The organism is Magnetospirillum sp. ME-1, assembly GCF_002105535.1.
Classification (GTDB): Bacteria; Pseudomonadota; Alphaproteobacteria; order Rhodospirillales; family Magnetospirillaceae; genus Phaeospirillum.
The window spans coordinates 696,822-714,891 of sequence record NZ_CP015848.1; the positions used below are offsets into that span (position 1 = coordinate 696,822).

At 67.1% G+C, this 18,070-nt stretch carries 17 protein-coding genes; 7 read left to right on the forward strand and 10 right to left on the reverse strand.

Annotation, left to right across the window (positions count from 1 at the left end; translation table 11 throughout):
- Positions 1 to 1,146 (reverse strand): tetratricopeptide repeat protein, encoded by a 1,146-nt coding sequence (locus tag WV31_RS03170; RefSeq protein ID WP_085372226.1) that lies wholly within the window; start codon positions 1,144 to 1,146, stop codon positions 1 to 3.
- A gap of 207 nt (positions 1,147 to 1,353) precedes the next feature.
- Here WV31_RS03170 and WV31_RS03175 point away from each other — a divergent pair, with 207 nt between their 5' ends.
- Entirely contained in the window at positions 1,354 to 2,556 is a 1,203-nt protein-coding gene (locus tag WV31_RS03175; RefSeq protein WP_085372227.1) for a pyridoxal phosphate-dependent aminotransferase, read from the forward strand.
- A gap of 207 nt (positions 2,557 to 2,763) precedes the next feature.
- Here the strand turns inward: WV31_RS03175 and WV31_RS03180 are convergent, their stop codons facing one another.
- The gene (locus WV31_RS03180) at positions 2,764 to 4,458 is read right to left on the reverse strand and encodes a methyl-accepting chemotaxis protein (protein WP_085372228.1); all 1,695 of its coding nucleotides are present in this window, start codon (positions 4,456 to 4,458) and stop codon (positions 2,764 to 2,766) included.
- Positions 4,459 to 4,804: 346 nt separating this feature from the next.
- On the opposite strand from WV31_RS03180, the gene WV31_RS03185 reads away from it, so the two are divergent.
- Complete coding sequence (locus WV31_RS03185; RefSeq protein WP_085372229.1) at positions 4,805 to 5,854, forward strand: HD domain-containing phosphohydrolase; 1,050 nt, start codon at positions 4,805 to 4,807, stop codon at positions 5,852 to 5,854.
- A 10-nt stretch (positions 5,855 to 5,864) separates the two neighbouring features.
- Here the strand turns inward: WV31_RS03185 and WV31_RS03190 are convergent, their stop codons facing one another.
- The 3 genes from WV31_RS03190 to WV31_RS03200 all read right to left on the reverse strand — a co-directional run bounded on the left by WV31_RS03190 (position 5,865) and on the right by WV31_RS03200 (position 8,897).
- A complete protein-coding gene (locus tag WV31_RS03190; protein WP_145980722.1) occupies positions 5,865 to 6,056 on the reverse strand; it encodes a hypothetical protein in 192 nt (63 codons plus the stop codon).
- A 107-nt stretch (positions 6,057 to 6,163) separates the two neighbouring features.
- Positions 6,164 to 7,870, reverse strand: coding sequence for a methyl-accepting chemotaxis protein (locus WV31_RS03195; RefSeq protein ID WP_237051473.1), 1,707 nt, complete (start codon positions 7,868 to 7,870; stop codon positions 6,164 to 6,166).
- A gap of 154 nt (positions 7,871 to 8,024) precedes the next feature.
- A complete protein-coding gene (locus tag WV31_RS03200) occupies positions 8,025 to 8,897 on the reverse strand; it encodes a branched-chain amino acid aminotransferase (RefSeq protein ID WP_085372232.1) in 873 nt (290 codons plus the stop codon).
- Positions 8,898 to 9,017: 120 nt separating this feature from the next.
- On the opposite strand from WV31_RS03200, the gene WV31_RS03205 reads away from it, so the two are divergent.
- From WV31_RS03205 to WV31_RS03225, 5 genes are all read left to right on the forward strand, one after another.
- Positions 9,018 to 9,524 (forward strand): MarR family winged helix-turn-helix transcriptional regulator, encoded by a 507-nt coding sequence (locus WV31_RS03205; protein WP_085372233.1) that lies wholly within the window; start codon positions 9,018 to 9,020, stop codon positions 9,522 to 9,524.
- 3 nt (positions 9,525 to 9,527) lie between these two features.
- A complete protein-coding gene (locus tag WV31_RS03210; protein ID WP_085372234.1) occupies positions 9,528 to 10,211 on the forward strand; it encodes a response regulator in 684 nt (227 codons plus the stop codon).
- A 201-nt stretch (positions 10,212 to 10,412) separates the two neighbouring features.
- Positions 10,413 to 11,738: an ATP-binding protein gene (locus tag WV31_RS03215; protein ID WP_085372235.1), complete on the forward strand. Its 1,326-nt coding sequence runs from the start codon at positions 10,413 to 10,415 to the stop codon at positions 11,736 to 11,738.
- Positions 11,739 to 11,773: 35 nt separating this feature from the next.
- On the forward strand, positions 11,774 to 12,397 hold the full coding sequence (locus WV31_RS03220; protein ID WP_085372236.1) for a ParA family protein: 624 nt from the start codon (positions 11,774 to 11,776) through the stop codon (positions 12,395 to 12,397).
- A gap of 105 nt (positions 12,398 to 12,502) precedes the next feature.
- Complete coding sequence (locus tag WV31_RS03225; RefSeq protein WP_145980723.1) at positions 12,503 to 14,233, forward strand: sensor histidine kinase; 1,731 nt, start codon at positions 12,503 to 12,505, stop codon at positions 14,231 to 14,233.
- A 57-nt stretch (positions 14,234 to 14,290) separates the two neighbouring features.
- Here WV31_RS03225 and WV31_RS03230 read toward each other — a convergent pair whose 3' ends face one another.
- From WV31_RS03230 to cobT, 5 genes are all read right to left on the reverse strand, one after another.
- Positions 14,291 to 14,728 (reverse strand): phasin family protein, encoded by a 438-nt coding sequence (locus WV31_RS03230; RefSeq protein WP_068428145.1) that lies wholly within the window; start codon positions 14,726 to 14,728, stop codon positions 14,291 to 14,293.
- A 132-nt stretch (positions 14,729 to 14,860) separates the two neighbouring features.
- On the reverse strand, positions 14,861 to 15,652 hold the full coding sequence (gene proC, locus WV31_RS03235) for a pyrroline-5-carboxylate reductase (RefSeq protein ID WP_085372238.1): 792 nt from the start codon (positions 15,650 to 15,652) through the stop codon (positions 14,861 to 14,863).
- Positions 15,653 to 15,714: 62 nt separating this feature from the next.
- Positions 15,715 to 16,218, reverse strand: a complete 504-nt coding sequence (locus WV31_RS03240) for a YbjN domain-containing protein (RefSeq protein ID WP_085372239.1) — start codon at positions 16,216 to 16,218, stop codon at positions 15,715 to 15,717.
- Positions 16,219 to 16,651: 433 nt separating this feature from the next.
- A complete protein-coding gene (locus WV31_RS03245) occupies positions 16,652 to 16,963 on the reverse strand; it encodes an accessory factor UbiK family protein (RefSeq protein ID WP_085372240.1) in 312 nt (103 codons plus the stop codon).
- Between the two features lie 37 nt (positions 16,964 to 17,000).
- Positions 17,001 to 18,038: a nicotinate-nucleotide--dimethylbenzimidazole phosphoribosyltransferase gene (gene cobT, locus WV31_RS03250; RefSeq protein ID WP_085372241.1), complete on the reverse strand. Its 1,038-nt coding sequence runs from the start codon at positions 18,036 to 18,038 to the stop codon at positions 17,001 to 17,003.
- Between the last annotated feature and the right edge of the window lie 32 nt (positions 18,039 to 18,070).

An 18,070-nucleotide genomic window follows, 5' to 3' on the forward strand; every position in this document is an offset into this window, starting at 1 on the left:
CTAAAGCCCGGCGAGGTCGCGCAGTTCCTGCACCATCTGGCGGGCCCGGCCAGTCTGGCGCTGGTTCATGCCTTTGGCGATGGCGTCGCGGGCCGCCTTGGCCCCCTCCTCGCCCTGGGCGGCGGCCAGGTCGTACATGACATAGGCCCGGATGGGGTCCTTGGCGTAGAAGCCCTGGCCCTTGGCGGCCAGGTCGCCCAGGGCGACCATCGCCTCGGCATGGCCCTGGACGGACGCCGCCTCGAGCCAGGCGATTCCTTCGACCATGTCCATGGGCAATTCCATGCCCGCCACCTTGGCCGAGCCCAGGAGATACTGGGCCTCGGCATGGCCCCGGCGGGCGGCGGAGCGCAGCCAGCGCTCACCCTCGTTGATGCCGGGGCGCAACTGCACCACCTGCCCCTCTTCGGCGTTGAGCGGCTTGGACGGATACCACACGGCCCCGAACGGATGGCTCTTGCGCTCGGCCTCCTTGAGGTTCCATTCCTCGTCGGCGGGCTTGCGCCACATGGCCGGGCGCGACAGCAGCAGCCGGCCGAGCCGGAAACGGGCTTCCACGTCGCCGTGCAGCAGGGCGGCCTGACGGTACCAGGCCTCGGCCTGGGCCAAATCGGGGGCGACCCCGTGGCCGCGCTCCAGCACGTCGGCCAGCCCCATCATGGCGCGCAGATCGCCGTTCTGGGCGGCTTCGGCCAGCCAGGAAATGCCGTCGCGCGAGCCGATGGCGTGCACCTCGCCCTCGAGGAACAGGTCGACCCAGCGGGCGCGGGCGCGGGCATCGCCCAGGGCCCCGGCCTTGTACCACCAATTGCCGGCGGCGTTGAGGTCGCGGGCCACCCCCTTGCCGGCCTCGAAGGCCTTGGCCGCCTCGGCGGCGGCGGCGGCATGGCCTTCGGCCCCGGCCAGGGTGAACCACACCAAGGCGGCACGGGAATCGGCCTTCAGCCCATGGCCGCCATCGCGATAGGCCACCGCCAGCTGGTACTGGGCCTCCATGTCGCCATTGGCGGCGGCGGCGGCCAGGCCGGCGTGGCGCGGCTCGGCGGCGGCGGCCGGCTTGGCGCCCTTCTTCGGCGCCGCTCCGGCCCCTTCGGCCAGTGGCAGGGAGAGAGCGAGCAACGCGGCGACGGCAGCGGCGATCCTCATGAAACGGCACTTTCCATAGGCAGAAGGACGGGCGCGCATGATTCCACTTCCCGCACAGGATGGCAATCGGAGCTTCGGCCTTCACCGTATCGTCTCACTCCGGGCTGCCATTCTATCACAGAATCAGGATGATCCTTGCACTCGTGCGCGGGCGCGCGTACCTTCGCCAGCCGCGAATTCCCTCTCATTCTTTCGAGGACCCCACCCATGCCGTTCATCGCCGACAGGCTTTCCGCCATCAAGCCGTCTCCGACCATCGCGGTGACCCAGAAGGCCGCCGAACTGAAGGCCGCCGGCCGCGACGTCATCGGCCTGGGCGCGGGAGAGCCCGATTTCGACACTCCGGACAACATCAAGGCCGCCGCCAAGGCCGCCATCGACAAGGGCCAGACCAAGTACGTGGCCCCCGCCGGCACGCTGGAGCTGCGCCAGGCCATCGCCGCCAAGTTCAAGCGCGAGAACGGCCTGGACTACACCCCCGACCAGATCACCGTCGGCGTCGGCGGCAAGGGCGTGATCTTCAACGCCTTCATGGCCACCATCAATCCCGGCGACGAAGTGATCGTCCCCGCCCCCTATTGGGTGAGCTATCCCGACATCGCCCTGATGTTCGGCGGCCAGCCGGTGTTCGTGCGCTGTCCCGAGGAGAAGGGCTTCAAGCTGCAGGCCGCCGACCTGGAAGCCGCCATCACGCCCAAGACCAAGTGGCTGGTGCTTAACTCGCCGTCCAACCCGACCGGGGCCGCCTATTCCTGGGACGAGATGAAGGCGCTGACCGACGTGCTGCTCAAGCATCCGCATGTGTGGATCATGTCCGACGACATGTACGAGCACCTGGTCTACGACGACTTCAAGTTCTGCACCCCCGCCCAGGTGGAACCCAAGCTCTATGACCGCACGCTGACCATGAACGGCGTGTCCAAGGCCTATGCCATGACCGGCTGGCGCGTCGGCTACGCCGCCGGCCCGGCCGCCATCATCAAGGCCATCAACATGATCCAGTCCCAGTCGGTGACCCACACCGCCTCCATCAGCCAGGCGGCGTCGGTGGAAGCGCTGAACGGCACCCAGGACTTCATCCCGAAGAACGCCGAGGTGTTCAAGCGCCGCCGCGACCTGATCGTCGGCCTTCTGAACCAGTGCCCCGGCATCACCTGCCGCACCCCGGAGGGCGCCTTCTACGTCTATCCGTCCTGCGCCGGCGTGATCGGCAAGAAGACCCCCGACGGCAAGGTCATCAACAGCGACACCGACTTCGTCGGCGCCCTGCTGGAGGCCGAGGGCGTGGCGGTGGTCCAGGGCGCCGCCTTCGGCCTGGAGCCCTATTTCCGCATCTCCTACGCCACCTCGGACGCGGCGCTGACCAAGGCGGCCGAGCGCATCAAGCGCTTCTGCGAGAGCCTGAAGTAGGCTTGAAGCCCGGACGGCATCAAAAGGGGGCGGTTCCACGAGGAACCGCCCCTTGCCGTTTCATGTCGGCCTGCCCCAATCCATTCCGCCCGTCATGCCCGGACTTGATCCGGGCATCCATGGTTCCGCCCCCACAGTGCTAAGCGGCAACGCGTGGATGGCCGGGCCAAGCCCGGCCATGACGAGGAGGCAATGCAAACGGCCTAGCTACGCCGCCTGGGTCCGGATCTCCCGCAGGAAGCCGTCGATCTCGCGGGTGAGCGTGCCGTTCTGGGTGACCATCTCGCGAGCCGAGCCGGCCACCTCCTCGGCGGCGGTGCGCGACGTGTTGGTGCCCTCCGACACCTTGCCGATATGGTCCGAGACCTCGCGGGTGCCGCGCGCCGCTTCCTGCACGGAGCGGGTGATTTCGTGGATGGCGGCGTTCTGCTCCTCCACCGCGCTGGCGATGGACGATGTCGCCTCGTCCACCCGGTTGATGGTTTCGCCGATATGGCGGATGGCGGCCACCGCCTTGGTGGTTTCGGCCTGGACGGCGTTGATCTGGGCGGTGATCTCCTGGGTGGCCTTGGCGGTCTGGTTGGCCAGGGTCTTGACCTCGCCCGCCACCACGGCAAAGCCCTTGCCGGCCTCGCCGGCGCGGGCGGCCTCGATGGTGGCGTTCAAGGCCAGCAGGTTGGTCTGGCCGGCGATGGCGTCGATCAGCTGCACCACCTCGCCGATGCGCCCGGCGGCGGCGGCCAGGGCCGACACCATGCCGTTGGTCTGCTCCGCCTCCTCGGCGGCGGAGCGCGCGATGTCGGCGGTCAGCGCCACCTGGCGGCTGATCTCGTTGCCCGACGCGCTCAGTTCCTCGGCGGCCGAGGCCACGGTCTGGACATTGCCCGAGGTCTGGGCGGTGGCGGCAACCACGGCGCTGGTCTGCTCGGAGGTCTGCTCCGCCGTGTGGGTCATGGCGTTGGAGGCGCCGTTGAGGCGGCTTCCCACCTGGGTGATGGCCTGGACCGCCGCCTTGACCCGGCGCTCCAGCCCGTCGGCCATGTCCAGAAGCGTCCGGTTGCGTTCCTGGGCGGCGACCTGCTTCAGATGCTCCTGCTCGTTCAGCAGCCGGCGGTTCTCGAGGGCGCTGCCGCGGAACACCTCCATGGCGCGGGCCAGGGCGCCCATCTCGTCCTGGCGCTCCGTGCCCTGGACCTCGTGCTCGATGTCGCCCTGGGCCAGGGCGCTCATGCGGGTCACCAATTGCCGCAGCGGCCCGGTGATGGATCGGGCGATCAGCACCGCCACCACGCCGGCCAGCAGGGCGAGCGCCGCCGCCTTGAGACCGATATCGACCATCTTGGCCCGGTAGGCCTCATCGATGTCGTCGATGTAGACGCCGGTGCCGATCACCCAGCTCCACGGCTTGAAATCGGCCACATAGACCACCTTGGGCACCGGCGGCTGATCCTTGACCCGGGCCCAATGGTAATAGACGTAGCCGCCGCCGTCCCGGCGCGACACGTCGACCATCTCGCGGGTGATGAAGATTCCGTTGGGGTCCTTCATCTGGGACTGGTCCTGCCCGACCATTTCGGGGCGCAGGGGGTGCATCACCGCGCTGTACTGGTAGTTGTTGATGAAGAAGTAGTCGTTCTTGCCATAGCGGAGGAACTGCAGCGCGGTCTTGGCCAAGGCCTTGGCGTCGTCCTCGCTCAATTCGCCCTTGGCGGCGCGGGCCTGATAGCCGGCGACGATGGAGGTCGCCGATTCCACCAGATGCTTCAGCGACTGCCGGCGATCCTCCACCAGGGTGTCGCGCAACGAGCTGAGGCTCTGGGCGGTCAACAGACCCAGACCCGCCACCAGCAGCGCCACCAGAGCCCAAATCTTTCCGCCGATACCCAGCTTGAAAGCCCCCATGACGCACCTCCCGCAGCAAATGGGGCGAGCCGCCGCGCCCCGGGCGGCATACGCCGCCGATAGATTGGACATATTACGTTAGACCTAGATTAATCAGACATAAAGACTTTTGTGAATGCTCGCCTCGGTCGGCGCGAAGCCCGCACCAACCCTCGGAAGTTACCTACCCACAACGTATTAGCCCAGGCCGTAAGTCCGCGTACGCCCTCAGGAGTATAATACCAATGGCCAGGATGTCATGGCAGGCACGACTCCAGCCCCACTTAACAACCCCGTCACATTATGCCACAACACTAGAGCGGCTCCGGTTTTGACCCGATGCCGCGGGACGGGCGGGATATTCCTGATGCATCTGAAGCGGGACCTCGAAATGACCGATTTGCGATCGAGATCCGTGGACCTCCTGCTGGTCGAGGACAACCCCGCCGACGCCCGCCTGATCGAGCTTTTGCTGAACGAGGTGGGGGGATTTCGCTGCCGCCGCGCCGCCACCCTGGGCGACGCCGTCGCCGCCGCGTCGGCGGAACCCCCGGATGCCGTCCTCCTCGACCTTTCGCTGCCCGACGCCCATGGCATCGAAACGGTGGAGCGGCTGCGCATCGCGGCGCCGACCCTTCCCATCGTCATCTGCACCGGCCTGGACGACGAATCCATGGGCCTGCTGGCCTTGCAGCACGGCTGCCAGGACTATCTGGTCAAGGGCCAGGGCGACGGCAACCTGATCCGCCGCACCATCCTCTACGCCATCGAACGCAAGGCGGTGGAGGAGGAGCGCCGCACCACGGCCGAGCGCCTGAAGCGCGTCCTGCTGCAGACCGTCCGCTCGCTGTCGCTGACGCTCGAGATGCGCGACCCCTACACCACCGGCCACCAGCGCCGGGTGGCCCAGTTGTCCACCGCCATCGGCCAGCGCATGGGGCTGCCCGAAACCACGGTGGAGGGGCTGCGGACCGGGGGATTGCTGCATGATATCGGCAAGATTCACGTCCCCGCCGAATTTCTCTCGCGTCCCGGCAAACTGTCGGCGGAGGTCCACAAGGTCATCCGCATGCATCCCCAGATGGGCTGGGAAATCATGAAGGACATCGAATTCCCCTGGCCGGTGGCCGACATGATCCGCCAGCACCACGAACGCCTGGACGGCAGCGGCTATCCCATGGGGCTGAAGGGCGACGAGATCATCCTGGAATCGCGCATCATCGCGGTAGCCGACGTGCTGGAAGCCATCTCGTCCCACCGGCCGTACCGGCCGGCGCTGGGCCTGGACATCGCCATACAGGAACTGCGCGACCATGCGGGCACGCGCTACGACCCGGCGGTGGTGCAGGCCTGCATCGAGGTGGTGGAGGAGAAGGGGGCCGGCATCCTGGACGAGGATGCGCCGCCCCCCATGTAGCGCCGCGCCGCTATTCGGCGGCGATGGCGGAAGAACGCCCGTCGCGCCGGGCCATGCGGCGCAGTTGGGCCATCAGCAGCTCACGGGGATTGTGGCACGAGCCGCACCAGACGATGGCGGTGCCATCCCCATAGGAATGGACGCGATGGTCGCTGCTCTGCCGGCAATGCGGGCAATCGAGCACGGTCTTGGGCAGGCTCATGGACACCCCCTGGTCGAGGCCCACAGAGTTACCTGGAAACGCTCCGGAATGGAAGGCGAAACACCGCCACCCTGACCTGCGTTCCATTCAGGGGCTTGGCGCTCCGCTCATACCTCGCGGATACCGTTCAGGAAGCGGTCCACCTCGGCGCGCAGCGTCATGGCCTGGCGCTGCAGGGTTTCCACCGCCCCCAGCACATCCTTGGCCGCCTGATCGGTTTCGTGGATGGTCTGGGTCACCGCGTTGATGTTGTCGTAGACATTGCGGGTGCCCGAAGCGGCGTGGTCGATGTTGCGGGCGATCTCCTGGGTGGCGGCGCCCTGCTCCTCGATGGCCGAGGCGATGGCGGTGGTGATGCCGTCCATGGAGGAGATGGTGGTGTTGATGCCGCGAATGGCCCGCACCGTCTTGTCGGTTTCCTTCTGGATGGTGCCGACCTGGGACGCGATATCCTCGGTGGCGCCCACCGTCTGGCGGGCCAGATTCTTCACTTCCGAGGCCACCACGTTGAAGCCCTTGCCCGCCTCGCCGGCGCGGGCGGCCTCGACGGTGGCGTTCAAGGCCAGCAGGTTGGTCTGTTCCGCGATGCCGGTGATCATCTCGATGATCTCGCCGATCTTGTCGGCGGCGCCGGCCAGACCCTGCACCCGGGTGTTGACCGAATCCGCCTCCTTGGTGGCGGAGACCGCCACCTGATTGGACATTCCCACCTGCTGGGCGATCTCGCTGATGGAGGACGACAATTCCTCGGCGGCGGCGGCCACGGTGCTGACGTTCTGATTGGCCTCGCTGGCCTGACGGGCGGCCGAGCCGGCCTTCTCCAGCGCCTGGTCGGCGGACTCCACCATGCTGCGGGCCGTGTGGATCATCTGCTGGGCCGAGGCCGACACGGAATCCAGCACGGCGGTCACCGCCTTGTCGAAGGCGGCGATCAGATCCTCCAGCCGGTGCATGCGCTGTTCCCGCACTGCGGCGGCGGTCTGGGCCTCGGCTTCCATCTTCTGCTTGGCGATGGTGTTGTCCTTGAACACCTGGACGGCACGGGCGATATCCCCCACCTCGTCCTGGCGGTCGAGCGCCGGCACGGCGATGGAAACGTCGCCGCGGGCCAGCTTGTCCATGCGGACAGTCATATCCTCGATGGGATCGGCGATGATGCGCTTCAGGATCAGGCGCACGCCGAACACGGCCAGGACGGTGGCGATGACGCCGCCCACCACCAGCCAGGTCAGAACCTGATGAAGGCGCGCCTCGGATTCGGAGGTGGACAGCGACGACGACAGCACGGCGATGACGTCGCCGTCACTCATGCCCATGCCGCCGTGGCAGGAGTGGCAGACCTCTTCCTTGGCGCCTTCGGTGACGCCCAGCACGATGGGCAGGGAATAGCGGTAGAAGCCGTCCTCGAACCGGCCGACCGCCACCTTGGACTCGAAGGCCTGGCGATCGACGTCGTCCTTGGGCAGCTTGGCCGGCTTGTCGGGTTCGGCGTCCTTCATATAGGCGGCCACCTTGGGCCCCCAGGCGCTCCACACCTTGCCGGGATAGTGGATGTTGCGGGAGTCGAACCAGTTGTTGAAGACGGCGATGCCGATGTTGTCGCCGTCTTCGGGCCGCTTGGCCATCACGTTCTGGATCAGCGCGTGCAGCGAGGTCATCTCGTTGGCCGAGAGCTGCTGCAGCTGGCGCTCCATTTCGGCGCGCTCGAACCTTGCGATGGTGAGGACGACAGCGGCGATCAGGATAACGACGCCGACGCCGACAATGAGCATGAAGCGGCTGGATAGCCGAAGGTTCTGCCACGCGTGCGACACGGAAACTCCCATCCGTTCTAACGCGACCGGCCCGAAGCGGTCGCGGCGCCCATTCCGACTTCCCCAGCGGAGCCTATTACGAAAGCCCTTAAAAGAAAATACCGGCTTTCCGTTGGCATGGGGAAAATCTTAAAGGCGCCGCGCCCGTAAATGTTTAAGCCCGCACCAATGCGTCATAATCCGTAATCAATTGACGCGTAATATCGCCGGGTGTGAACGAGTAGGTTCCGATCTCGCGCACCGGCGTCACCTCGGCGGCGGTGCCGGTCAGGAAACACTCGGACGCCTTGGCCATGTCCTCGGGGAAAATGGCCCGTTCGACCACCTTGATGCCCCGCTTCTTGGCCAGGGCGATCACCGTCTGGCGGGTGATGCCGTTCAGGAAGCAGTCGGGGGTGGGGGTGTGCAGTTCGTCACCGAACACGAAGAAAATATTTGCGCCGGTGGCCTCGGCGACTTGGCCGCGCCAATCGAGCATAAGGGAATCCTCGTATCCGTCACCCTCGGCCTTGTGCTTGCTCATGGTGCAGATCATGTACAGGCCGGCCGCCTTGGACGCGGTCGGCGCCGTCTCGGGGTGGGGGCGCTTCCAGGTGGAGATGTTGAGGCGGATGCCCTTCATGCGGGCCTCCGGGCTCCAATAGCTGGGCCAGGACCAGGTGGCCACCGCGAAGCGGATCTTGGAGGACTGGGCGGCGACGCCCATCATCTCCGAGCCGCGCCACGCCACCGGACGGACATAGCCGTCGACGATGTTGTTGGCCTTGACGGTGGCCATGGTGGCCTCGTCGATTTCGTCTGCCGTCCACGGCACCTCGAAGCCGAGGATGCGGCCCGAATCGATCAGGCGCTGCGAATGCTCGCGCAGCTTGAACACCTTGCCGCCATACACCCGCTCGCCTTCGAACACGCAGGATCCGTAATGCAGGCCGTGGGTCAGCACGTGGATCTTGGCGTCGCGCCAGGGAACCAGCTTACCGTCGAGCCAGAGAAAGCCGTCGCGGTCGTCGAAGGGGAGGACTGACATGGTCGTTCCGTTCCAATAAGAAGGTGGCAGGGGCGCTGGAGGTTGGAAAATTACCAATCTCTCTTGCATGGCGTAACATTTATAGGTCATATATGTCAACATGACTGACGTAACCACGCCATGAGCGACATCAAGACCGGCATCAACCCGCTGTTCCTGCGCGAGGAGGAACTGCGCCAGGGGATCGAGCTGCTGTTCTTCGCCTATCGCGACTTCACCGCCGAGCCCGACGCCATCCTGGGCGAGTACGGATTCGGCCGCGCCCATCATCGCGTCATCTATTTCGTCGGCCGCCACCCGGGCATCACGGTCAGCGATCTGCTGGAGATCCTGCGCATCACCAAGCAGAGCCTGTCGCGCGTCCTCGGGCAATTGGTCGCCGAGACGTTCATCGTCCAGCGCCCGGGCGTGCGCGACCGCCGCCAGCGGCTGCTGGAGCTGACGGAAAAGGGCGTCGAACTGGAGCGCCTGCTGACCGAGCGCCAGCGCGCCCGCATCGCCCGGGCCTACCGCGAGGCCGGCGCCGAGGCGGTGGAAGGCTTCCGCAAGGTGATGCTGGGACTGGTGGACGAGGGCGACCGCGGCCGCTTCCCCGCCCGCACCATCGGGCTGCGCCGGGGGGCCTAGACGGTGGAAGACGCCCACATCCTGGTGGTGGACGACGACCGGCGATTGCGGGAATTGCTGCGCAAGTATCTGACCGACAACGGCTATCTGGTGGCCGCCGCCGCCGATGCCGCCGAGGCGCGCCAGTGCATGGCCGGCCTGGCCTTCGACCTGATGGTCCTCGACGTCATGATGCCGGGCGAGGACGGCATGGCGCTCACCCGCTCGCTGCGCGCCGAGGGCCGGACCCTGCCCATCCTGCTGCTGACGGCCCGGGGCGAGGTGGACGACCGCATCAAGGGGCTGGAGGCCGGGGCCGACGATTACCTGTCCAAGCCCTTCGAGCCGCGTGAACTGCTGCTGCGCGTCGCCTCCATCCTGCGCCGCGCCCCGCGCGAGGAGCCCGAGCCCGCCCGCGAGTTGCGGCTGGGCGCCTTTGTCTGGAACATGGACCGCACGGAACTGCGCCAGGACGACCAGCCGGTCCACCTGACCCAGGCCGAACGCGATCTGCTGGCCATCCTGGCCGAGGTGGCGGGACAGGGCGTGTCGCGCGACGATCTGGCGGCCAGGACCGGCAACTCGGCCAATCCCCGCACCGTCGACGTCCAGGTGACGCGGCTGCGCAAGAAGATCGAGGACGACCCCAAGATGCCGCGCTATCTTCAGACGGTACGCGGCATGGGCTACATGCTGCGCCCCGACTGAGGCGGCAGCGCGGCTGCCTGATTCGAAGTGTCATCCCGACAACCATCGGGAGGAGGGATCTGATCCTGCTCAAGCTTGGCCAATCCGGACACATCCCACCATGCGGAGATCCCTCGGCTATGCTCGGGATGACAGGCTTGTGGAACGGCTCGACGACGTCCCGTCCGATCGGGGAACCCGGAACTTGAGGACCCTGCGACGATGACCCGCTACGGCATATGGCTCAAACGCCTGGCGCCCCAGGGCCTGCTGGGGCGTTCGCTGCTGATCATCATCCTGCCGCTGGTGATGCTGCAACTGGTCTCCACCTACGTATTCTACGGCAGCCACTGGGAGACGGTGGCCAAGCGCCTGGCCAAGGGGCTGGCCGGCGACGTGGGCACCATCATCGAATCCATGCGCGCCTTTCCCGGCGAGGATGAGCGGAGCATCATCCTGGCCGTCGCCGCCAGCCGGATGGAGCTGGACGCCCGCTTCCAGCCCGGCGCCATCCTGCCCAACCAGCCGGACGCCCCCCCGTCCGGCCTGCTGGAGCGCGCCCTGACCGAGGCCATGGAGGAACGGGTCCAGCGACCTTTCCGCATCGACACCGAATCCCTGGAGCGCGAAGTGGTGATCCGCGTCCAGCTGTCCGACGGCATGCTGGAGATCTTCGCGCCCAAGAAGCGCCTGTTCTCGTCCACCACCTACGTCTTCATCCTGTGGATGCTGGGCACCGCCATGCTGCTGTTCGGCATCGCCACGGTCTTCATGCGCAATCAGGTGCGCAGCGTGCGCAAGCTGGCGCTGGCCGCCGACCGCTTCGGCAAGGGCCAGGACGTGGGCGACTTCAAGCCGGAAGGTGCCCGCGAGGTGCGCCAGGCGGCCCAGGCCTTCAACCTGATGAAAAGCCGCATCCAGCGCCAGATCCAGCAGCGCACCGAGATGCTGGCCGGCGTGTCCCACGACCTCCGCACCCCGCTCACCCGCATGAAGCTGCAGCTGGCCATCATGGGCGACATGGAGGGGCGCGCCGAGCTGGAGGAGGATATCGCCGAGATGGAGCGCATGGTGGAAGGCTATCTGGCCTTCGCCCGCGGCGAGGGCAGCGAGCAGCCGGAACCCACCGACCTGCCGGGACTGGTGGACGACGTGGTGTCCCGTTTCCGCCGCCAGGGCGCCGTGATCGACCTCCATCACGAAGGCGAGATCGTCATGCCGCTGCGCCCCGATTCCTTAGCCCGGGCGCTGGGCAACCTGGTGGGCAACGCCGTCCGCTATGGCGGCCACGTCTGGGTCCGGGTGGGGCTGCGCGGCGAGGTGGCGGAAGTCCTGGTCGACGACGACGGCCCCGGCATTCCCGACGACAAGCGCGAGGAGGTGTTCAAGGCCTTCACCCGCCTGGAATCCTCGCGCAATTCCGGCACCGGCGGCGTCGGATTGGGGCTGACCATCGCCCGCGACATCGTGCGGACCCATGGCGGCGACGTGGTTCTCGAGGACTCGCCCTTGGGCGGATTGCGGGCGCGCGTGCGGCTGCCGCTGTGATAGACTCCACCCGCTTGGCGAAGGGGAAGCGAGACATGCGGACGGTGCTGGTGGGAAACATCAAGGGCGGCTGCGGCAAGACCACGCTGGCCACCCACATCGCCGCCGCCTTCGCGGGCCGGGGACTGGTCACCGCCATCGGCGATTGCGACCGCCAGCGCTCCAGCCTGAACTGGCTGCGCCGCCGCCCCGCCACCTTAGCCCCCATCACCGGACTGGACTGGTCAAAGGACGTGGGCTCGCCGCCCAAGGGAGTGCAGCGGCTGGTCATCGACGCCCCCGCCGCCATGCACCACAAGGACGTCGAGGACCTGATCGACATCTCGGAGATCGTCGTCGTCCCCGTCCTGCCCGGCGCCTTCGACGAGGACGCCACCGCCCATTTCCTCGAGCGCCTCGCCAAGGTCAAGGCGGTGCGCAAGAACAAGCGGGTGGTGGCGGTGGTCGGCAACCGGCTGCGGCCGGGCACCAAGGCCAGCGACCACCTGGACGGCTTCTTCGGAGGCCTCGGCTTTCCCGTGGTGGCCCGCCTGCGCGACAGCCAGATCTACACCTCTGTCGCCGCCGCCGGAGCGACGGTGCTGGAGGCCGGCGACCGCCGCGCCAGATCCTATGCCGCCGAATGGGCGCCGCTGCTGGCACTGATCGAAAAGGGCTGACGCGGCACCGCACCGTTCGCGGCTCACTCTCACTTTCACCATTTCCCTCTCCGCCCGTTTCTGAGATAGACTTGATGAAATAGGTAGAATGACGGAGTCCGGCGCGTGCATTCCGAGGCCGCCCAGCCGATCGCAGGTCCAGAGGCCAGCCGCTCGACCTCCCACAGAATCCGTCTCCTGATGGTCACCCTGGTCGGCGCCGCCATGGCCATGCTGGCCGGCGGCTGCCTCTTCTGGATTCTGGCGATGCGGAGCGAGGCTCTGTTCGACGCCGACACCAACCTTCGCCACACCGCCCATCTGCTGGCGGAAACCGCCGCCACCAACCTCCTGGCCATCGACAAGGTGCTGCTCGGCACCAGCGAAGTGGCGGCGCAGCAGGGGCGGGCAGACGCATTGCTGCCCTTTCTGCGGCGGCAATTGGCCGAAACACCCGTAGCCCGCGCCCTGCTGGTCATCGGCCCGGACGGCATATCCCGCGTCGCCACCAATCTGCCCGACCCCTACAAGCCGGTGAATCTGTCCGACCGCCCGTACTTCCGCCATCACCTGGACGGCACGGCCTCGCCCCTGTTCATCAGCAGCGTGATCCAAAGCCGCAACGACGACCGGTGGATCATGGTGCTGAGCCGTAGAATCGAGACCCCCGATGGCCGGTTCGCCGGGGTGGTCGCCGCCACCATCAACCTGGAGCATCTATCGACGGTCATCAAGGTGGCGGCCCGCACTTCCACCGATACCGCGCTGCTGGTGATGCCGGACGGCACCATCCTGGCCCGCACACCCGACCACAACCGCTTTGTCGGCCAAAGCCTGGGCTCGAGCCTGGATTTCGAGCAGATCAGGAACAAGCCGTCGGGAAGCGGCGACGCCGTGTCGCCCCTTGATGGCCGCAACCGGCTCTACGCCTTCCACGCCGCCACCAACCATCCGGTGATCGCCATCGCCTCCCACGACCGGGGAGCCGTCCTGAAGGAGTGGCGCCGGCACGGCATGCTGATCGCCCTGGCGGCCCTGTCGATCGCAGGCGTGATCGCCGCCCTGGCCCTGCTGCTGATCCGGCAACTGAGGCGCATGGACGACACCCTGGACGAACTGGCCCGCTCGCGCCTTGCCGCCGACGCGGCCAGCCACGCCAAATCATCCTTCCTCGCCAACATGAGCCACGAGCTCAGGACGCCGCTCAACGCCATCATCGGCTTTTCCGATGCGCTGATCGCCGGGTTTCCCGGCCATTCCTGCCGGTCCCGCTGCCACGAATATCTGGGGCATGTGCAAAGCTCCGGTCGCCTGCTGCTGGCGCTGATCGATGACATTCTCGATCTGTCCAAGATCGAGGCGGGGCGGATGGAGATCGACCTCGCCCCCACCGCCATCATGCCGCTGGTCAAGGAATGCGGCGATTTCGTCGGGATGCGGGCGGAACACAAGGGCATCACGCTGGCCATGCCCGGGCTCGACCGTGACCTGACTGCCTCGGTCGATCCGCGCCGGCTGCGCCAGATTCTCCTCAACCTGCTGTCCAATGCCGTCAAGTTCACGCCCGAGGGCGGGCGGATCATCCTGGAGGCGGAGAGCGACGACCGGCACCTGTTCCTGACGGTCAATGATACGGGTGTCGGCATGAGCGCCGCGGAAATCGCCGTCGCCCTGACTCCGTTCGGACAGAATCCGTCCGAGGTGGCCAAGGCGGAAGCGGGAAGCGGCCTGGGACTGCCGCTGTCCAAGCGGCTGGCCGAGATGCATGGGGGCTCGCTGTCGGTGACCAGCATTCCCGGACGCGGCACCACGGTCACCGTGACCATCCCGCTGTCGCCGCCCGCCCCCAAAACGTAACGGCCGCCCCCTTGCGGGAGCGGCCGTCGTCGCATCCGTCCGATAAGGGCGGAAGGATTACTTCTTGCCGGCCTTGGCGAAGACCTCGCGGGCCTCGTCCAGGCTCTGGGTGAAGCGCTTGTTCAGCAGGTCGAACGCCTCGGAATTGGCCTTGGCGATCATCTCGGCCAGCTCGCGGGCATTGGCCAGGGCGCGCTCGAAGGCGTCCTTGGCGAATTCGGCCTGCTTGGCGGCCTTGTCCTGGGCGGTGCCGGGCTCGGCGAAATCCTTGGAGACCTGGGCGACCTCGTCCATGGTCTGGCGCAGAATCTCGACCTGACGCTTCACGACGTTCTGCAGGCCCTCGAAGGCCAGCTTGTTCGCCTGGGTCAAGGCCTCGATGTTCTTGCGCTGATTGGCGACGATGGTCTCGACGTCCACGCCGGGAACCTTGAAGTCGCCCAGATACTTGGCGACGTCGAAATCGAAGAACTGCTCAGTCTGCTTGCCGGCCATGATGAAATCTCCAACCCGTGTTTTTATGTTGCGGTGCAGCGAACATAATCGCGAGAACGCTTTCGAGTCAAACGGAGTCGCATCCCACTGACAGCCTATCGTGAAAATACCTAGATTGTGAAAATGGTATGGCTAGCCCGCCAGCTCCCGCCCACGGCGAGTCGCGGCGGCCACCGCCTCGGTCATCAGTCCGGGAATTCCGTGGCTGTCGGCCATCAGCACCGACAGCGCCGCCGCCGTTGTGCCGCCCGGAGAGGTGACGTTCTTGCGCAATTGAGCGGCGCTTTCGGGCGACTGACGCAGCAATTCGCCGGCCCCGGCGACGGTGGCCCGTGCCAGGCGCCGGGCCAACTCGGCCGGCAGCCCCTGGGCCAGGGCGGCGGCCTCCATGGCCTCGGCCAGCAGGAAGATGTAGGCCGGACCGGAACCGGACACGGCCGTAACCGCGTCCATCAGGCTTTCATCCTCGACCCAGCCCACCTCGCCCACCGCTTCCAGCAGCGACTGGCAGAGATGGCGCGCCCCGGCCGGCACCGAAGGTTCGGCGCAGCACACCGTGATGCCGCGCCGCACCGCCGCCGGGGTATTGGGCATGGCCCGCACGATGGCGGCTTGGGCGCCCAGGGCGTTGCGGAAGAAGGCGGTGGTCTTGCCGGCAGCGATGGACAGGTACACCGCCGAGCCGAAACGGGCATAGGGCGGCACCACCTCGGCCATGACCTGGGGCTTGACCGCGAAGATCACCACGTCGGGGGTGAAATCGGAGGGAATCGCGGCATCGGAGGCCACCACCCGCACCGCCCCCAGATCGGGCATGGAGGGCTCGACCACCACCACGTCGGCGGCTTCGACACCGCGCTCGAGCCAGCCGGCCAGCATGGCCGAGCCCATCTTGCCGCAGCCCGCCAACAGAATCTTGGTCATGGGAAGTACTCCGTGCCCCGGTCCATCAAGGGAACCGGCATGGCACGGCAAGCCGAACGAAGTCAAGCCTCGCCGACGGTCTCCAGCAGCGAGGCGGCGATGGCTTCGGCCGCGCTCTTGCCGCCCCAGATGACGAACTGGAAGGCGGGGTAGAAGCGCTCGCATTCGGTGACGGCGATGTCCACCAGATCCTCGACCTGCTCGGGCGAGAATCCGGCCCCGCCGCGCAGCAGCGAGGTGTGGCGGAACATGGGCACGCCCTCGTCCTCCCACAGGCCGAAATGGCCGAGCCACAGCTTCTCGTTCAAAGTGGCCAGCAATTCGTGGACCATGGCCCGGCGCGACGGCGGAATCTTCATGTCGAAGGCACAGGTGAAGTGCATGGCGCCCATATCTTCGCGCCAGGCGAAATAAAGGCTGTAATTGCACCACTGCCCGGGGGCCTCGGCGGCCAGTTCCTCGTCATTGCGGCGGTCGAACGCCCAGTCATTGGCGGCGACGACTTGCTCGACAAGGTCAACGGGATTGATCTGGGGCTCTTCCTGATACGTGGCGGTCAAGGTCATGCCTGCGCCCTCCCTTGGCATGGCTACCGTCGATTCCGGCGGTGCGAATCAAAAGATTGTGTTCGCGCCTGCAGAATTTGCACAAGGGGTAGCCTACCGAAACGCCAAGCGGAGGCGCAAGGCTTTATTTACGGACTATTTATGAATTTATGTGGATAACCCGGGTTATCCCCAGCCCTCAAATGCCGGGCGCCGCCGGTGGCGGCTTGGCTTCCGCCGCATAAGCGGCGCGGCCCCTTGGGAAGTGTTGTTTCCTTGCCCCTCAAACGCCGGGCGCCGCCGGTGGCGGCTTGGCTTCCGCCGCATAAGCGGCGCGGCCCCTTGGGAAGTGTTGTTTCCTTGCCCCTCAAACGCCGGGCGCCGCCGGTGGCGGCTTGGCTTCCGCCGCATAAGCGGCGCGGCCCCTTGGGCCTAGGGGCTTTTCAAGCCCTCTTCACCCCTTCGGCGCGGCCTTGGGCTTGGCCGGAGCCTTGGGCTTGGGGGCGGGGGCGGCGGCCAGGGCGGCCAGTTTGGAGTCCAGCTCGGCGATACGGGCGGCCTGGGCCTCGTTCTCCTCGCGGGCCTTGATGGCCATGGCGCGCACCACCTCGAACTCTTCCCGCGGGACCATGTCCAGGCTGGAGGTGAAGCGCTCGAATTGCTGGCGCATCATCGCCTCCATCTCGGCGCGCAGGCCGGACAGCGCCCCCAGGGCGCCGGAGGCGACACGGGCGATATCATCGAAGAAGGGCTTCTGGCTTTGCATGACGGCCTCTTGGAAAAAACGGTGGTCTATTATGGGCCTAAGCCTCGTCCTTGTCACTGACTCCCGCCTCGGCGAAGGTCGCCATGCCGGCGTGGCAGGCGCAGGCGGCCTTCAGCACGCCCACCGCCAGGGCGGCGCCCGATCCCTCGCCCAGGCGCATGCCCAGGTCGAACAGGGCGGTCTTGCCCAGCGCCGCCAGCAGGCGTTTGTGGCCCGGCTCCACCGAGACGTGGCCGACCATGCAATGGTCCAGCGCCCCCTTGACCTCCACCTCCAGGGCGGCCACCGCCGCCGTGGTGACGTAGCCGTCCAGCAGCACCGGCACCCGCTTTTGCCGCGCCGCCAGCACCGCGCCGGCCATGGCCGCCAGTTCGCGCCCGCCCAGGCAGCGCAGGATGTCCAGCGGCGACAGCCCCTGGTGCCGCGCCACGCCCTGGCCCACCACCTCGATCTTGCGGGCCAGCGCGCCGCCTTCCACGCCGGTGCCGCGCCCGGTCCAGTCGGCCGCCTCGCCGCCGAACAGCGCCGCCGACACGGCGGCCGCCGGCGTGGTGTTGCCGATGCCCATCTCGCCGATCACCAGCACGTCGGCGCCATCGGGCACCGAATCCATGCCCGCCCGGAAGGCGGCGCAGAACTCCGCCTCGTCCAGGGCCGGACCTTGGGTGAAGTCGGCGGTAGGCTTATCCAGGTCCAGCGCCAGCACGTCCAGCCCGATGCCGAAGGTCTTGCACAGCTGGTTGATGGCCGCGCCGCCGTGGCGGAAATTGGCCACCATCTGCACCGTCACCTCGGGCGGAAAGGCCGAAACGCCCAGCGCCGCCACGCCGTGATTGCCGGCGTAGACCCGGGCCGCCGGGTTTTCCATGCGGGGCGGGTGGCGCCCCTGCCAGGCCGATGCCCAGGCGGAAATCTCTTCCAGGCGACCCAGCGAGCCCGCCGGCTTGGTCAACTGGGGCTCGCGCGCCGCCCAGGCGGCCGAGGCGGCCGCGTCGGGGCCGGGCAGCCCGGCCAGCAGGGAGCGGATGTGGGCAACGCTAGAAATAGACGAATTCAAGGATTTTCTCCCCAACATATTGCGGCTTGGCCTTGGCCGTCCTATAACCC

What these genes read in the sequence shown, in the direction of transcription:
- WV31_RS03185 (WP_085372229.1), top strand. Translation starts at nt 4,805, where the DNA reads ATGCATCTGAAGCGGGACCTCGAAATGACCGATTTGCGATCGAGATCC.
- WV31_RS03180 (WP_085372228.1), bottom strand. Translation starts at nt 4,458, where the DNA reads ATGGGGGCTTTCAAGCTGGGTATCGGCGGAAAGATTTGGGCTCTGGTG.
- WV31_RS03215 (WP_085372235.1), top strand. Translation starts at nt 10,413, where the DNA reads ATGACCCGCTACGGCATATGGCTCAAACGCCTGGCGCCCCAGGGCCTG.
- WV31_RS03240 (WP_085372239.1), bottom strand. Translation starts at nt 16,218, where the DNA reads ATGACCTTGACCGCCACGTATCAGGAAGAGCCCCAGATCAATCCCGTT.
- proC (WP_085372238.1), bottom strand. Translation starts at nt 15,652, where the DNA reads ATGACCAAGATTCTGTTGGCGGGCTGCGGCAAGATGGGCTCGGCCATG.
- WV31_RS03220 (WP_085372236.1), top strand. Translation starts at nt 11,774, where the DNA reads ATGCGGACGGTGCTGGTGGGAAACATCAAGGGCGGCTGCGGCAAGACC.
- WV31_RS03170 (WP_085372226.1), bottom strand. Translation starts at nt 1,146, where the DNA reads ATGAGGATCGCCGCTGCCGTCGCCGCGTTGCTCGCTCTCTCCCTGCCA.
- WV31_RS03175 (WP_085372227.1), top strand. Translation starts at nt 1,354, where the DNA reads ATGCCGTTCATCGCCGACAGGCTTTCCGCCATCAAGCCGTCTCCGACC.
- WV31_RS03205 (WP_085372233.1), top strand. Translation starts at nt 9,018, where the DNA reads ATGAGCGACATCAAGACCGGCATCAACCCGCTGTTCCTGCGCGAGGAG.
- WV31_RS03200 (WP_085372232.1), bottom strand. Translation starts at nt 8,897, where the DNA reads ATGTCAGTCCTCCCCTTCGACGACCGCGACGGCTTTCTCTGGCTCGAC.
- WV31_RS03230 (WP_068428145.1), bottom strand. Translation starts at nt 14,728, where the DNA reads ATGGCCGGCAAGCAGACTGAGCAGTTCTTCGATTTCGACGTCGCCAAG.
- WV31_RS03245 (WP_085372240.1), bottom strand. Translation starts at nt 16,963, where the DNA reads ATGCAAAGCCAGAAGCCCTTCTTCGATGATATCGCCCGTGTCGCCTCC.
- WV31_RS03190 (WP_145980722.1), bottom strand. Translation starts at nt 6,056, where the DNA reads ATGAGCCTGCCCAAGACCGTGCTCGATTGCCCGCATTGCCGGCAGAGC.
- cobT (WP_085372241.1), bottom strand. Translation starts at nt 18,038, where the DNA reads ATGTTGGGGAGAAAATCCTTGAATTCGTCTATTTCTAGCGTTGCCCAC.